The 15,398-nt window shown below is 62.9% G+C and carries 12 protein-coding genes; 3 read left to right on the forward strand and 9 right to left on the reverse strand.

Annotation, left to right across the window (positions count from 1 at the left end):
• Positions 1-8: 8 nt before the first annotated feature.
• The 5 genes from AC070A_RS28265 to AC070A_RS28285 form a co-directional block, all read right to left on the reverse strand.
• The gene (locus AC070A_RS28265; RefSeq protein WP_492383697.1) at positions 9-947 is read right to left on the reverse strand and encodes a sugar phosphate isomerase/epimerase family protein; all 939 of its coding nucleotides are present in this window, start codon (positions 945-947) and stop codon (positions 9-11) included.
• A gap of 45 nt (positions 948-992) precedes the next feature.
• Positions 993-2,531, reverse strand: coding sequence for a tripartite tricarboxylate transporter permease (locus tag AC070A_RS28270; RefSeq protein ID WP_492383698.1), 1,539 nt, complete (start codon positions 2,529-2,531; stop codon positions 993-995).
• 34 nt (positions 2,532-2,565) lie between these two features.
• Positions 2,566-3,066 (reverse strand): tripartite tricarboxylate transporter TctB family protein, encoded by a 501-nt coding sequence (locus AC070A_RS28275; RefSeq protein WP_058323244.1) that lies wholly within the window; start codon positions 3,064-3,066, stop codon positions 2,566-2,568.
• 61 nt (positions 3,067-3,127) lie between these two features.
• A complete protein-coding gene (locus tag AC070A_RS28280; protein WP_113133617.1) occupies positions 3,128-4,114 on the reverse strand; it encodes a Bug family tripartite tricarboxylate transporter substrate binding protein in 987 nt (328 codons plus the stop codon).
• Positions 4,115-4,190: 76 nt separating this feature from the next.
• Entirely contained in the window at positions 4,191-5,234 is a 1,044-nt protein-coding gene (locus tag AC070A_RS28285) for a 4-hydroxythreonine-4-phosphate dehydrogenase PdxA (protein WP_113133618.1), read from the reverse strand.
• 204 nt (positions 5,235-5,438) lie between these two features.
• Here AC070A_RS28285 and AC070A_RS28290 point away from each other — a divergent pair, with 204 nt between their 5' ends.
• From AC070A_RS28290 to AC070A_RS28300, 3 genes are all read left to right on the forward strand, one after another.
• The gene (locus tag AC070A_RS28290; protein ID WP_492383699.1) at positions 5,439-6,125 is read left to right on the forward strand and encodes a GntR family transcriptional regulator; all 687 of its coding nucleotides are present in this window, start codon (positions 5,439-5,441) and stop codon (positions 6,123-6,125) included.
• Between the two features lie 288 nt (positions 6,126-6,413).
• Entirely contained in the window at positions 6,414-10,001 is a 3,588-nt protein-coding gene (locus AC070A_RS28295; RefSeq protein WP_492383700.1) for a FecR domain-containing protein, read from the forward strand.
• Between the two features lie 17 nt (positions 10,002-10,018).
• Positions 10,019-11,992 (forward strand): CHASE2 domain-containing protein, encoded by a 1,974-nt coding sequence (locus tag AC070A_RS28300; RefSeq protein WP_492383701.1) that lies wholly within the window; start codon positions 10,019-10,021, stop codon positions 11,990-11,992.
• A 24-nt stretch (positions 11,993-12,016) separates the two neighbouring features.
• Here the strand turns inward: AC070A_RS28300 and AC070A_RS28305 are convergent, their stop codons facing one another.
• From AC070A_RS28305 to AC070A_RS28320, 4 genes are read right to left on the reverse strand one after another with little or no spacing between them, the layout of a single operon-like run.
• Positions 12,017-12,733, reverse strand: a complete 717-nt coding sequence (locus AC070A_RS28305; protein ID WP_058323239.1) for an ABC transporter ATP-binding protein — start codon at positions 12,731-12,733, stop codon at positions 12,017-12,019.
• Positions 12,714-13,478, reverse strand: coding sequence for an ABC transporter ATP-binding protein (locus AC070A_RS28310; protein WP_058323238.1), 765 nt, complete (start codon positions 13,476-13,478; stop codon positions 12,714-12,716). Before AC070A_RS28310 ends, AC070A_RS28305 begins: the two co-directional genes overlap by 20 nt.
• Entirely contained in the window at positions 13,478-14,482 is a 1,005-nt protein-coding gene (locus AC070A_RS28315; protein WP_492383702.1) for a branched-chain amino acid ABC transporter permease, read from the reverse strand. The genes AC070A_RS28310 and AC070A_RS28315 overlap by 1 nt, the downstream gene beginning before the upstream one ends.
• Positions 14,479-15,345 carry a branched-chain amino acid ABC transporter permease gene (locus AC070A_RS28320; protein WP_057251667.1) on the reverse strand — a complete coding sequence of 289 codons (867 nt, stop codon included), beginning with the start codon at positions 15,343-15,345 and terminating at the stop codon, positions 14,479-14,481. The genes AC070A_RS28315 and AC070A_RS28320 overlap by 4 nt, the downstream gene beginning before the upstream one ends.
• Positions 15,346-15,398 lie beyond the last annotated feature (53 nt).

Here is a 15,398-nt window from a genome sequence, read left to right on the forward strand (position 1 = left end):
CTCTTCCCTTATTCGCGAGGCAGAATGCGCCTCAGATAGTCCCGGTTGGCAGCGCTGACGGAGAGGCCGTCGCCGCCGTAATGTTCGCAGAGGAACGGGCTGTTGAAGCCGTGGGCAAGCGCCATTCGGATCGCAGCGCGGTAGTTGATCACACCGAACTCCAGCGGCGCGGGATGGGTAACGACCAGGCCCGACGTTTCGTCCTCGGTGCGGTAGTAGTTCTTGACGTGCCAATACTTCGCGAAGGGAGCAACCTTGGCCATCATCTGCTGCCAGTGCTCGACCGGACGGTGCAGGCGAACGAGATTGCCGAGATCGGCATTGATGCCGACGTTCGGCAAGCTGACATCGGTGACGAAACGCACGGCGCTGTCCGCCGAGCCGATATAGGTATCCTCATACATTTCGAGCGCCAGTTCGATGCCGAGTTCCTCGGCATGACGGCCAAGCTCACGAATACGCTGAACGGCCTTCTGCCAGGTGGCGGGCTCGTCGGGGTTCTTGACGCCATCGACCGTCCAGAACCACAGCGCCTTCTTCTGCGCGTCAGTCAGCGGGCCAAAAAAGCCGAAGGAAACGGAGCCCGCACCGATGGCGGCCGCGGTTTCAATGACCCGGTGGCCGTAGGCAAGATACTCGTCGCCATGCTCCGGATCGATCACGCTGCGCCGCGCAGTCGAGATCGCCGGCATGGTGAAGCCAAGGTCGCGCGTGAGCTTGACGAAGTCATCGAGCCGCGAGGTCGAAAGATCAGCAAGCCGGATCCAGCTGTCGGTTGGGTCGAGTTCGGTGAAGCCGGCATCGACCACATCGGCGAGCGTTTCTGCCCATTGCTCGACCGATTGTTCCTGCACCGAACTGCCGTCGGCCAGCACGTTTGGATATTGGATCATGGCGGCCGCGATCGGCCAGGTTTCACGGGTCCATTTGCGCGATGTGTTCGCCATGACCTTCCTCGTCGTTTCTGGATGTTGGGGGGTGCGGCGGCTCCGTCAAGCCGCCGCGCTGCCGTCACCATGCGGGGCATCCGCATTATGCTTGCGCTTGCGAACCAGGCCGATCAGCCCGAAGACAAGCGGCGACAGCAGGAGTGCAAGAGCGAACGCCATCAGAGAGGAAACCAGCGGGTTCGACCAGAAGATATTGAGGCTGCCGCCTGAAAGCAGCATGGACTGGCGGAAGGCGTCCTCGGCTTTGTCGCCAAGCACCATGGCGAGAACCAACGGCGCCAGCGGGTACTCGAGCTTCTTGAAGACATAGCCGAGCACGCCGAAGCCGATGACCAGGAAGATGTCGGAGACCGAGCTTGCCACCTGGTAGGCGCCGGAGAAGATCACGGCGACGATAATCGGGCCGATGATCGCAAAGGGCACGCGCAGGATCGAGGCGTAGAGCGGCACGGTGGCGATCACCAGGAACACGGCGACGACGTTGCCGAGATACATCGAGGCGATCAGCCCCCAGACGAAGTCCGGCCGCTCGGTAAAGAGCATCGGGCCGGGCGTCAGACCCCAAATCATCAGGCCACCCATCATGACGGCGGCCGTTGCCGAGCCGGGGACGCCGAGCGCCAGCATCGGAAGCAGTGCCGAGGTACCGGCGGAGTGGTCAGCGGTTTCGGGTGCCACAACGCCACGCGGATCGCCCTTGCCGAACTTCGACTTGTCGCGGGCCGACCGACGGGCAACGCCGTAGCTCATGAAGGAGGCCGCCGTCGGGCCGGCGGGCGTGATGCCCATCCAGATGCCGATGATCGTCGAGCGCAGGATCGTGAACCAGTAGCGCGGGATCTCGATCAGCGTGCGGCCGATCTCGACGAGCTTGACGCGCGCCTTGATGCCCTCGAAGCGCAAGCCTTCTTCCGTGGTCAGCAAGAGTTCGCCGATGCCGAAGAGGCCCATGACGGCGATCAGGAAGCTGACGCCCTTGATCAGGGTCGGGATATCGAAGGTAAGCCGCAGGTCACCGGAGATCGTGTCCATGCCGACGGAGGCAAGCGCAAAGCCGAGCATCATCGAGACGAGCGTCTTGAACGGCGATTGCGCACCCATGGAAATGAAGCTGGCGAAGGCCAGGAAATAGACCGCGAAATATTCCGGCGACGAGAAGCGCAGCGCAAAGTTCGCGACCCAGCCGGAGAGCAGCGTGATCATGACGACGCCGGCAAGCGCGCCGATGCCGGCAGACACGAAGGCGAGCGTCAGCGCTCGGCTCGCCTGGCCGGCTTTCGCCATCGGATATCCGTCGAAGGTCGTCGCCACCGACGAAGGTTCGCCGGGAATGTTGAAGAGGATCGATGTGGTCGACCCGCCGAAGAGTGCGCCCCAGTACATGCAGGAGAGCAGGATGATGGCGGAGATCGGATCCATCGAGAAGGTCAGCGGCAACAGCAGCGACACGCCGTTGGGCGCGCCAAGGCCCGGCAGCACGCCGACCAGAATGCCGAGCGTGACGCCGACCATCATCAGCAGGATATGGTTCCAGCTGAGGATGTGGCCGAAGCCATCGATCAGAAGACCGATATTTTCCATGTCATTCCTCCCGGGAAAGCGTGGGCGGTCGGGATCAGTAGATCCCGAACCAGGCCTCGACCGGTCCCTTGAGCAGGGGAACCTTGAAGCCGATCTCGAATACGATGAAGAAGAACAGCGAAACGGCGACGCCGGACGGCAACGCGATCCACCATTTGTAACGCCCCTGGAAAAGCATTGTGCCGGCGATATAGAGCGCCGTGCCGACGTAAAGGCCGAGCCAGGCGGAAACGCCGGCAAAGGCGATCAGCGGCAACAGAAACGACGAGACCACCTTGGCGCGGTGACCGTCGATGAAGATCTCACCCGTGCCGCGATGCTTGGCGAAAGCGTGGATCGCATTCGCAGCGCTTCCGAGAAGGATCAGAAGGCCGACATAGAAGGGAAAATAACCGGCTTCCGGCCCGAATTCGGTCCATCCCGCACCGATATCGAGGGACCCGTAGCAGACCGCCGCGCCGAAGGCGCCGGTCAGCGCAGCAACGCCAAGCTCAACCGCGAAGCGGGAGACCCCATTCGCACCGTTCTCGCTCATGATCGTGACCTTTCAAAGCGGATGACGGGTACCCGAAGGCACCCGCCTCAATGTCCCGCCGTTAGTTGGCGAGCCAGCCTTCGCGCTTCAGCACTTCGCCGACAGCAGCACCATCCATTTCGATGGCGGCCTTGAAGTCGTCGCCGGCGATGTAGGACGGAGACTGCGAGGTGTCGGCGAGGTACTTCGCCCATTCCGGCGTTTCCGAAACCTTGCGCATCAGGTCCGCATAGAACTTGACCACATCCTGGTCAACGCCGGCCGGTAGCCAGACGGTGCGCGGCATCGAGTAGTTGTCGATGGCGATGCCCGATTCCTTGCAGGTCGGAATATCGCTCCAGCCCTTGTCACCGGCGACCTTGGCGTCGTTCGAAAGCTTGACGCTCTTGAAGACGCAGAGCGGCTTGACCATGCCGGCCTGCCACTGGCCGAGGTTTTCGCTCGGGTTGTTGACGTTGGCGTCGAGGTGTTCGCCGGCAAGCTGGACGGCGGCTTCACCGCCGCTCTTGAACGGGATGTAGTTGATCGTAGCACCAGTCGCCTCGTTGATCATCGAGGTGAGGATCTGGTCGACGTCCTTGGACTGACTGCCGCCGATCTTCAGGCCGCCTTCCTTCGCCTCGGCCGCAAAGTCAGCCGCCGTGTTGTAGGTGGCCTTGCCGTTGACCCAGAGAACGAATTCATCGGAAGCGAGCGCCGCGACCGGGGTCAGGTCTTCAGCCTTGTACGGCACCTTGGCGCGAACCGGCAGCAGGTAGGCATTGTTCGTGCCGAAAGCGAGTTTGTAAGCGTCGCCCTTGTTGGTCGCCGTGTAGACGAAACCTTCGGCGCCGCCGGCGCTGCCCTTGTTGGTAACGACGACCGGAGCCTTCATCAGCTCGTACTTGCCGATGATCGCCTGGATCGTGCGGGCGAAGATGTCGGTGCCGCCACCGGGACCTGCCGTGACGACGAATTCAACCGGGCGATCGGGTTCGAAGGCTGCGGCCGGAGCAGCAACGCCGAAGACGGCTGCCATGATGCATGCGATGGAGACGGTATTCTTCAAGTCGGGTCCTCCCGTTTTTGTGGTTCTGTGGCGCAAGACCTCCTCTTGCGCCGTTATTGCGTGAAAGCGTGCGAAATCAGGCGGCGGCCTTGAGCGCGGCCTTTTTCTTTGCCATGCGCACAGCGAGCAGCAGCGCTTGGCGGCTGGCGCCGACGTCGGCAATGCCCTTGCCGGCGATGTCATAAGCCGTGCCATGGGCCGGCGTGCAGAGCGCGAAAGGCAGACCGCCCATCATGGTGACGCCCTTGTCGAAGCCCATCAGCTTCATCGCGATCTGGCCCTGGTCGTGATACATGGTGAGGACGGCGTTGTAGCCTTCCTTGAGAGCGCGACCGAAAACGGTATCGGCCGGGAACGGCCCCTCGACGTTGAAGCCGAGTGCCTTCGCCTTTTCGACCGCCGGTTCGATGATGTCGATCTCTTCCATGCCGAAGCTGCCGCCGTCGCCGGCGTGCGGGTTGAGACCGGCAACCGCGATCTTCGCCTCTTCATAACCCGCCTCCTTGAGGCAGGCCCGGGTCAGCTCGAGTTCGGCGATGATACCGTCGACCGAGAGGTTGTCAGCCACGTCCTTGAGTGGAATGTGCGAGGTGACGCGCGCGTTCCAGACCTTCTCGAGGACGTTGAACTCGCGAACCTTGCCGGTGAAGCAGAGAACATCGGCAACGAAACGGATTTCGTCGTCATAGCCCGGATAGGCAAAGCGCATGGCCTTCTTGTTGAAGGGCGTGAAGCAGACGGCGTCGGCCTTGCCGGCATGCGCCAGTTCGAGCGCGGCGCGGAAGTTCCGGGTAGCAAAGGTTCCGCCCGCAAGCGTCGCTTCGCCGCGCACGACATCTGCCGGATCGAGGTGGGCGAGGTCGACGAAAACGTGGCGCGACGTGCCGGCCTTTTCCAGATCCTCAAGCGTCGACGGCTCGAGATCGAGCGTCACGCCCGCAGCCTTGGCGCCTTCATCCAAAATCCTGCGATCACCGATCGTGATGATGTGTGCGGCTTCGCGGATATCGGCAAGCGCCAGCAGCTTTGCCGTGAGTTCCGGGCTGATACCCGCCGGATCGCCCATGGCGAGCGCGATGACAGGACGCGCGCCGTTACCGGCAGCACCGTTGGTCGTCATGTGAGATGTCCTCCGCTTCATTCTTTCGGTTGCTGTCATATGTTATTCAAAATTCTGCATCAAGTCTTTTGTATTCTGTATGCAGCATTTTCTGTTGACGATGGGGCAGACGGTCTCCATGCTTTAATGAGACAGCGCTGATTCAATCGGCACGAACGGGAACAGACGGTCGACACCCAGTCGCCAGGTGCAGAAGCAAAAACAATGAACGAAATCACATCTCTGGAGAGACGGCCGGATGGCGGCCCTGGCCCGATCAGGCGCACGGCCCTGCACGACACGTTGGTCAGCCATCTGCGCGACATGATCATCGAGGGCGATCTATCGCCCGGCACCCGCCTGCACGAAGGCCAGCTCGGCGAACAACTGGGCGTGTCGCGCACGCCACTGCGCGAAGCCATCAAGTACCTGGCGAGCGAAGGACTGGTGGAGCTCGTCCCGAGCCGGGGCGCCGTCGTCAAGCGTTTCAGCGCCAAGGACGTACATGACATGCTGACGGTCCTGCAGACGCTGGAGGAGCTCGCCGGCAAGCTCGCCTGCGAGGCGGCAAGCGACGCGGGCATTACCGAAGTGCGTGCGCTGCACGACGAGATGGTCCAGCGCTACAAGGCCGGCGACCGGCTGCAGTATTACAAGCTCAACCAGCAGATCCATTCCGCCATCGTCCAACTCGCGGCAAACGCCGCCTTGGCCGACATGCATGCGGTGCTCCAGACGCGGTTGAAGCGCATCCGCTTTATCGGCCACGAGGGACCGGAGAAATGGGCAGATGCCGTTGCCGAACATGAAGAGATGATCGTCGCGCTCGAGGCCCGTGACAAGGCAAAGCTGTCGGAGGTTCTTGGCCGTCACCTGATGAATGCTTGGGAGCGGGTGAAGGCTTCCGTTTGATTCTTCCCGGACGGGCAGGAATCGCTCGCCACGCACGGCAATTCGAGGGGCGCCCGATGGGCGCCCTTCGTCATTCAGCGGCCAAATGCTGCAACCGAGCGAATAGGTTGCGGAAGCTGTTTCCCGAATAAGACACATTGCTTGGAAAACAACTTAGAATATTCGAACACTATTGACTTTGACCTAGTCGAAATTCACTGAATCCATGGCGGGGTGGAGACGGGAACAAAGATGGGGCGGCAAAGACTTCGGGTACTGCTGGCTACGGCAGCGTTACTCTGTCCAAGCATGGCATTCGCTGAGCCGGTTCAGCGGACGCCGCCCGTTGCCGGATCGGTAATCGCCCGCAAATCCGGTGAGGAAGTTCGCTTCGTCGATGTCTCCAACTGGCGCTTCGTCGATCTCGCCCAGGATTTGCTGTCCGGAGACGTGCTGCGCACCAACGCAACCGGCGCGCTTGCGGTTCTCTTTTCCGACCACACGCAGATCCGGCTCGGCCGCAATACGGCCCTGCGCGTCAAGCGCATGGGGGCGGATGGCGACACCAATCTCGAACTGCAATCGGGCACGATCTGGGCACGTGCTGAACGCGGCGGACAGGGCCTGGCAATCGATACGCCGGCCGCAACGGCCGCCATTCGCGGCACCGACTGGACATTGACCGTTGGCCCTGACGGCAAGACCTCGCTGATCGTGCTCGAAGGCATCGTCGAACTCAGCAACGCACAAGGCAGCGTCACGGTTGCCCAAGGCGAAGGCGCCGTCGCGGCAATCGGTAAGGCGCCGTCCAAGGTGGTGGTCGTCAATCCGAAGGATCGCGAGCAGATGCTTTTCCATCTGTCGCTGCGCGATTCCTTCGTCTGGATGCCGGCGACGCCGCTTCGCGCGCCCGACATGCGTGGGGAACGCGAACGCATCGAGGGCAAGCGTCCCGAGTCGCGCTCGGTCGAAGACTGGCTGACGCTCTCTGAAATCTACCTGACACTCGACGGCCGCCAGAAGGCCCAGGCAGCTCTGGCCGAGGCGCGCCGGGGACGGCTCGGCGCAACACAGCAGGCGCGCGCCGATCTCATCGATGCCCTGATCGCCGGCTCGGAAAAGCGTTATAACGATGCGGCAAAGCTTTTTGCACACTCTGCCCGCGGACTTGATGCCAAGCGGCGTTCCATCGCTGCCTATGGTGGCTATTTCGCCCGGGCGCTTGCCAATCCGGATCGGGTCGAGGCACCGCCGCAGGGTACGACCGGTGCCTATGGCGCGATGGCCAAGGCCTGGACCAACGGTTTCCGCGACGATATCCGCGCCGCCATCGAAACGCTCAAGCAAGCCGAGCGCCAATATCCCGATGATCCTACCCTGCCGGCCGCCCGCGCCCGCTTTGCGCTGCTGCTCGACGACCGGGAACAGGTCCGCGATGGCATCGCGAAGGCGCTTGCCATCGACCCTGCGGACCCGACTGCGCTCGAAGCCCGCTCCGACTACCGCTACCATTACGAAAACGACCTTGATGGCGCGCTGGCAGACCTGGAGGCTGGGCTGAAGACGGCTCCGGGCTCCTCCTCTCTCTGGAACTCGCTTGGCCTGGTTCAGGGACAAAGGGGCGACAACCGCGCAGCAGAAAGGGCCTTCAAGCAGGCGATCGCACTTGATCCCAGCGACCCGGTACCCCACGCCAATCTCTCGATCCTCTATCTCGACGAAAACCGGATGAAGGAAGCGAAGGCTGAGATCGACGCGGCCCTGGCCGCCGACCCGTCCTTCGACATCACTCTGGTCGCACGCGGGCGCTACCACATGCAGACGGGCGATCTGGACAAGGCCCTGAACGACCTGCTCGCCGGTTCGACCGCCAATCCCGCCTACTCCAACGCCCAATTGCTGCTGGCGGGCGCCTACTACGAAAAGGGCGACCGCATCCCCGCCGCGCAAGCGCTCGACAATGCCGATCGCCTAGATCCGAACGATCCGGTCATCATGCAGATGCGGACCGCCATTGCGATCGACGAATATGATTCCGACGCGGCGATCCGATATGCCCAGGAATTGATGCGCCGAACCCGGGCGCGCGGCGGCGAAAGTGCAGCCCTTGGCGCCAACCAGGACGCCGGCTCGACGCTCAACGACGCCTTTCGTCTGCAGGGGCTGAACGTCTGGGGGCAATATTACGGCGATGTGGTCTTCGATCCGTTCACGGGATCGAGCTATGTCGACCAGGCGATCCACGGCAGCGTCAATCCGCTGTTCAACGACTATGATTTCGACGGCAGCCCGGTCGTCAACACCGCCAACCCGCAGAGCTTCTCCGCCTTCTTCCAGGGTCTGCTGATCGAACCCCATATGCTGGCAAGCCGCGAACGCACGGCCAATATCGTCCAGCGGCCATTCTTTGAAGCAGCACTTGGCGGCGGCATCATTGCCGACAACGATCACACCGGCTGGATCGGCGAGGCGGAACTACGCGGGCTCACTTTCTCGCCCTTCCCGATCAGCGTCTACGGCAACCTCGATTGGGAGGAGCCGCGCGATACCATCGACTTCGGGCAGGGTCTGGCGATCGAGCGTGAAACGCGCCTGCTCGGCGGCAACGGCTATCTGACCGCCTCGCCGACACCGGACGACCGGATCGTCGCCTATGCCAATTACGGCAAGTTCGATGACGACAAGAGTGTCCTCGACTACCCGACCACGAGCCTCGACAACCTCCTCGATGACAAGGCCGATAGACTTTTGTCCGGCGTCGCCTGGAGCCACACCTTCGGCTACCGCAACATCGCCAATGCCGCCCTTTTCTTTTCTGATCGGGATGTCGTGGAAAACGAGAAGGTCAGCGCCTCCCGCGTCGGGCTTCCGGACCTTGCCACGAGCCGCAGCGAGGAAAAGCAGAAAACCTATATCGCTGCCATCAATCACCTCTACGGAGACGGCGACTTCACCTGGCGCTACGGGATCGAAGGCGGCGTTGTTCGCTCCGACAGTTCGTTCGACATCTTCGATCCGTTTGCGATGAGGGTCGGCAGCAACAACACCCCCTTCATCGGATCCGGCTCGACATCCGCGGCGCAGACCGTCGCCAAGGCCTATATCGATACAATCTACGAAATCACGCCGGACCTGAAGGCAGAAGGCGCGCTGTTTGCCCGCTACATCGAGGATGCCAACGACGGCAACATCCGGCTCGAACCGAAGCTCGGCATCGCCTGGGCGCCCGCGGAGGGTCATTGGTTGAGGGCCGCCGCCATGCGCGATGGCTTGAACTTCGATGTCGCCACCCTCGCTCCGATCGGCATCGTCGCCCTGCAGCCCAATCAACTTCGCTTCGGTGCAGAAGGTTACGCCGACACTCTGGCGTTCCGCTGGGACGCGGAGTGGAACAACTGGCTTTTCACCGCGCTCGACTACCAGCACCAGGAGGTGCGCGAACTGTCGCTCAATGTCCCGCTGTCCCCCATTAATCTGGACTACGCCAAAGTGGGGCTGGACCGGGTCGCGGCGACCGCGAACTTTGCAATCGGCCACGGTTTCGGCCTTTCCCTGGCGGCCGCCCACACGGAGGCCGACGTCAGGGAAAACACCGTCAATCAGTTGGACGAGCTACTGTTCGTACCCGATAACACCGGCCAGGTAGCGCTGACCTGGGTCAATACCGCAAACGTGAAGGCAACGATCGCCGCAAATTACATCGGCTCACGGCCGGCCGGCGGGGTGACGCTGGATGACTTCTGGACGCTCGACGCATCGCTACAATGGGAGCCCTTCGACAAGCAGATTGAAGTCGACCTGGCGGCATTCAATCTGCTTGACGAGGACTTCGAGCTCAGAAGCGGTCTCCCCGGTTGGGGACCGACGTTCAAGGGCACAGTCAAGGTGCGGTTCTGATCAAGGAGCACGTCGCCGTGCAGGCATCGGGCGGCCGATACGGACAGTTGGATGCTCGTCGCCTCGCGTTGCGGCGGCTGAAGCTTCTGGGTCTTGCCGCCTTCGTCAGCATCGCGCTTTCGCTTGCGACCTTGTCCAATGCCTGGCTGCTCAACGAATTGCGCAGCTTCGACTATCTGTCGACCATCGACACACCGCCACTGCCCGAAAACAGCCCCGTCGTCGTCGCCATCGACGAACCCTCGATGGCCGAGATCGGCCGGCAGTGGCCGTGGCCACGCGCGCTGCACGCCCGTCTCATCGAAGCGCTGCGCAAGGCCGGCGCCCGCGCGATCGGCATGGACGTCATTTTCGCCGAGCCGTCGGCCGATCCGGTGAACGACGAAGAGCTGGAAAAAGCTCTTGATACCGGCGTCGTACTTGCCGGCGACCAGACGCTGGTGGAAGCGCCGCAGGCCGACCAGTTCGTGCGCACCGAGCCCCTTGCCCGCTTCACCGCCAAGGGAGCAAGAACCGGGATTGCCTCGGTCAACCTTGGTGGCGACGGCACGCTACGCTCCATCCCGGACTATCCCGACGGCTTTGCCGCCGTTCTGGCCGGGATCGCCGGCACGCGGACGCAACCTCCCCCGACCGATGCCCTCATCCAGGTCTTCGGACCGGCGCGAACCTATCCGACCGTCTCCTATTACCAGGCGCTCGATCCCACCAATTTCCTGCCGGAAGGTACCTTTCGCGATCGGGTGGTCCTCGTCGGGCTCAGCTTGCAGAACGCTCCGTCGATTGCCGATGGGGGCGCGGACGCATTCGCGACGTCCGATACCGTCCATTCGAACAAGCTCGTTTCCGGCGTAGAGATGCAGGCGACGATCTACGACAACCTTGCGCACGAACTCTACATCCAGCGGGCTCCACGACCCGTTGTGATCGCGGCGATCGCGTTTGCGGCGATCCTCGCCGCCTTCGCGGTGCTCAGAACAACGGGGTGGCGCACGCTCGGATCCACCATTGTCGCGCTGAGCCTTATTGTGCTGGCAAGTTATGTGGCCATGCGCCTCGGGCATGTCTTCCTCTCGCCGCTCGGCCCGGGGCTCGCCTTCCTGACCGTGGCCGCCGGCCAGGCCGGGCTTGACTATGCCGAAGAGCGCCGACGGCGCCATGAAATCACCCGCGCCTTTCAGCAGTACCTTTCCCCCGCCCTTGTCGAACGACTTGCGAAAGACCCGTCGCATCTGAAGCTCGGCGGCGAACGACGCACGCTTTCGATCCTCTTCTGCGACATCCGCGGCTTCACCACCATCGCTGAGGAGATGAAGGACGATCCTGAGCGGTTGACGACACTCGTCAACCGCCTACTGACGCCGCTGTCGGATGCGGTGCTGAAACAGGGCGGAACCATCGACAAATATATCGGCGACTGCCTCATGGCCTTCTGGAATGCGCCGCTTGACGACCCCGACCATGCGGTTCACGCGGTGCGCGCAGCGCTCGACATGCTTACAGCGCTCGCGCGGGTCAACGAGGAATTGGAGGCTGAGGCGAAGCGGGAGCGGCGGCCCGCGCAAACGCTGCGGATCGGCATCGGCATCAACACCGGCGAGTGCGTTGTCGGCAACATGGGTTCGCACCAGCGCTTCGACTATTCCGCCCTCGGCGATGCGGTCAATCTCGCATCGCGTCTCGAAGGGGCTTCCAAGGACTACGGCATCTCGCTGCTCCTCGGCGAAGAAACTGCGCGTCTCGTGGAAAAAACCTTCCCTATCGCCGAACTGGATCGGATTACCGTCAAGGGACGCAGCACCGTATCGCCCGTCTTCACCGTCACTGTCGGCGCTAAGAAGGAAGCGCTTGAGCGGCACCGGTCCTTCGTGCAAGCCAAGTATGATGGCGCGCTTCTGGTGGATGATGCGGTCTTCGACCAACTGAAGAATGCCCTGCCGCCGCTCGCACGCTACTACGAGCGCGAGCGCAGCCGTCTCGTTGTCCGTTAACGACCGAAGTAAGCCGTTTCCGGTTCAGTGGAGGCCGCCCACTCCCAGCAGCCGTTCGACGGCATCGTGGTCTCTGGCGAGCGCTTCCGGCGTTCCACTCCAGGCGATGCGCCCGCGCTCGAGCACGATCACCTGATCGGCAAAGTCGAGGGCGCTCTGGATCCGTTGTTCGACCAGCAGGATGGTCATATCGCCGGTCTTCGCCAGTTCGGCAAAGGCCTTCATCAGTTCCTCGCAGATGACGGGTGCCAGCCCCTCCAGCGGTTCATCGAGCAGAAGGATCGAGGGCCGCCCGAGGATTGAACGCGCCGTCGACAACATCTGCTGCTCGCCGCCGGAAAGCTGGCTGCCGAGGTTTCTTCGCCGCTCGTGAAGCCGCGGAAACATGTCGTAGGCTTCCTGGATGGCGCTCTTCGGACGGTTCTTGAGCCCGACGAACAGGTTCTCCTCGACGGTCAGCGTCGGGAAGACGCAGCGCGCCTGCGGCACGAAACCAAGACCCTGCATGGCGCGCGAGGCGCTCGGCAGCGCGGTCACATCGGTACCGCCCATGCGGATGCGTCCGTCATAGCGCCGCGTCTGGCCGGCAAGGGTCGCAAGCAGGGTCGTCTTGCCCATGCCATTGCGGCCAAGAACGGCAAGGCGGGCGCCCGCCGGAACGGCAAAGGACACGCCTTCGAGCACGCGCGTCGGGCCGTAGCCCGCGGACAGGTTTTCCACCTCAAGCGGCGTGGCTGGCATTGGCATAGCTCCCCAGATAGGCTTCCCGGACGCGCGGGTCCTTGGTGACCTCCGACGGCGAACCGTCGAAGATGATCGCGCCCGCAGCCAGCACCACCACGCGCTTGGCAAAGCGGAAGACGAGATCCATGTCGTGCTCGATCATCAGCACGGCGAGGTCGGCAGGCAGATCGGCCAGCGCCTGCTCGATGCGGCCGGTATCGCTTTGCGGCACGCCGGCAGCTGGCTCGTCGAGCAGCAGCACCCTCGGTTTCAGCGCCAGGGCGACGGCTATCTCCAGCAGTCGCTGCTGGCCATAGGCGATCTCGCTCACCTTGCGGTGCATCAGTTCCTTGAGGCCGAGCTTGCCGAGAAGTTCCTGAACCTCGGCCATGACATCGGACATGCCGAGAAAATTGCCGAAGAGACGACCGGCGCGGCCGCTCCGCTGAAGCACGGCAAGCGCAACATGCTCGGCCGGCGTCATGTCGGCAAAAAGCCGCGTCACCTGGAACGAGCGCACAAGCCCGCGCCGAACGCGGCCAATCGCGTCGACGCCGGTCACGGGCTCGCCGGCGATGCGCACTTCGCCTGAGTCAGGCCGAAGGTTGCCGGTAACGAGATTGACGAACGTCGTCTTGCCGGCACCGTTCGGGCCGATCAGCGCCACCCGGTCTCCCGGCGCCATACTGAGGCTGACATCGTTGGTGACTGCAAGGCCACCGAAGGCGCGCTTCAAATTGCGGACTTCGAAGATCGGCTGCATCACTTGGCCTCCCGGCGGCGGGCAACGAAGGCGGCCGCGGTGCCGTAGAGGCCCTTCGGCGCGAACAAGACGACGGCGATCAGCAGCGCACCCACCATCGTCAACCAATGGAAGGGGTTGGCAGCCGAGACCACGTCCTCGAAGAACATGAAGACCACCGTGCCCGTCAGCGCGCCGAAGAGCGTACCGGTTCCGCCGAGAACGAGCATGACGAGGCTCTCGGCCGACATGGTGAACGAGAGGCTGTCGAGGCCGACGACCTGGGTCGAGATCGCGTTCAGCGCGCCGCCGACGCCGGCAACGGCGCCGGATATCACGTACATTTTCGTCAGCGCGATCTTCGGCGACGCGCCCATTGAGCGGATGCGGACTGGATCTTCCTTGATGCCACGACACAGCATGCCGAAGGGCGAACGCACGATCAGCCGCAACAGCACGAAGACGATGGCGAGCAACACGACGCCGAAGACGTAGGCCGTGCGGCCCCAGAGGTCGAACTCATAGAGCCCGAGGAGCGCAGTCGGCGCGATCCCGGAAAGGCCGTCGCTACCGCCGGTCCAGGACGATGCCTTGTTGGCGAACTCGTGGAAAAGGTGGATGAGCGCGATCGACAAAACCAATTGCGGAAGACCGTGGGCGCGCAGGATCACGACGCCGCAGATAAGCCCCGCAACCGCACCGGCCACGATGCCGAACGCCAGCATGGCAAGCGGATCGTTGATGCCGTAATGCGCCGAGGCAATGCCCGCTGCATAGGCGCCGGCGCCGAAGAGGGCAGCGTGCCCGAGTGTCGCGACGCCGCAATAGCCGGTGACGAGATCCAGCGACAGCACCAGAAGTGCCGCGGCGATGATCCGGGTCAGAAGCGCCAGATTGTTGGGAAAGAGGAAATAGCCGATCACCGCGACCAGCAGGATGATCGCCAGGCCGATGACGTCTCCACCGCCGAAACGCCGGCGCGCTGGGGATGCCGCAATCATGTCGTTCGTCGTCGTCATGGTCATCCCTTGGCCCTCCCGGCGAGCCCGCGCGGAAAGACGCAGATGATCGCGATCACGGCCAGATAGAAGAAGAACTCACCGAATTCCGGCATGAGATAGCGGCCGGTCGTATCAATCGCGCCGAGCAGCAGGCAGGCGACGAGCGCACCCGGGATCGACCCGGCACCGCCGACGGAGACGACGACGAGGAAAGTCACCATGTAGCGCAGCGCATAATAGGGCTCGACCGGAAGCAACTCGGCGCCGACGACGCCGCCGAAGGCGGCGAGCCCGACGGCAACCGCAAAACTCACAGCATAGACGATCTCCGTGCGCACCCCGAGGGCGGCAGCCATCGCTGCATTGTCGACCGAGGCACGCAGCTTCACGCCAAAGGCGGTCTTTTCGATCGCGTACCAGAGGCCGGCGGCAACCGCGAGGCCGCAGACGATTGCGAAGATACGGTGCGTGGCGATCGCCCGGAAACCGAGATCCACCGATCCCTGCAATTCGCTCGGCAATGGCACCGTCTTCAACGTCGGGCCGAAGACGTAGTTGGCGATGCCGATGATGCAGAAGGTGATGCCGATGGTCATCAGCACCTGGGTCAGTTCCGGCGCGCCATAGATGCGCCGGTAGAGCAGTCGTTCGATGGGCACGGCAATGACGATGGTGCCGAAGATCGCAAGCAGCACGGCAAAGCCATAGGCAAGACCAAGATCGCGCGCCGCATAGGAGGCGATGTAGCCACCGATCATGGCAAAGGCGCCGTGCGCCAGATTGACCACGCGCATCAGGCCCATGGTCACCGAAAGGCCGATGGAGATGACGAAGAGCACCATGCCATAGGCAAGGGCATCGATCGCAATGCTGAGGACGGTTTGCATGGGGCTATCCGTGCCCTTTCTTCCAGTTTTTGCTGCGCCGGATTCGGGGCGCA

The sequence above is a fragment of the Ensifer sp. GW101-20A05 genome, from assembly GCF_059424735.1.

What these genes read in the sequence shown, in the direction of transcription:
- AC070A_RS28265 (WP_492383697.1), bottom strand. Translation starts at nt 947, where the DNA reads ATGGCGAACACATCGCGCAAATGGACCCGTGAAACCTGGCCGATCGCG.
- AC070A_RS28270 (WP_492383698.1), bottom strand. Translation starts at nt 2,531, where the DNA reads ATGGAAAATATCGGTCTTCTGATCGATGGCTTCGGCCACATCCTCAGC.
- AC070A_RS28275 (WP_058323244.1), bottom strand. Translation starts at nt 3,066, where the DNA reads ATGAGCGAGAACGGTGCGAATGGGGTCTCCCGCTTCGCGGTTGAGCTT.
- AC070A_RS28285 (WP_113133618.1), bottom strand. Translation starts at nt 5,234, where the DNA reads ATGACGACCAACGGTGCTGCCGGTAACGGCGCGCGTCCTGTCATCGCG.
- AC070A_RS28290 (WP_492383699.1), top strand. Translation starts at nt 5,439, where the DNA reads ATGAACGAAATCACATCTCTGGAGAGACGGCCGGATGGCGGCCCTGGC.
- AC070A_RS28295 (WP_492383700.1), top strand. Translation starts at nt 6,414, where the DNA reads ATGGCATTCGCTGAGCCGGTTCAGCGGACGCCGCCCGTTGCCGGATCG.
- AC070A_RS28305 (WP_058323239.1), bottom strand. Translation starts at nt 12,733, where the DNA reads ATGCCAGCCACGCCGCTTGAGGTGGAAAACCTGTCCGCGGGCTACGGC.
- AC070A_RS28310 (WP_058323238.1), bottom strand. Translation starts at nt 13,478, where the DNA reads ATGCAGCCGATCTTCGAAGTCCGCAATTTGAAGCGCGCCTTCGGTGGC.
- AC070A_RS28315 (WP_492383702.1), bottom strand. Translation starts at nt 14,482, where the DNA reads ATGACCATGACGACGACGAACGACATGATTGCGGCATCCCCAGCGCGC.
- AC070A_RS28320 (WP_057251667.1), bottom strand. Translation starts at nt 15,345, where the DNA reads ATGCAAACCGTCCTCAGCATTGCGATCGATGCCCTTGCCTATGGCATG.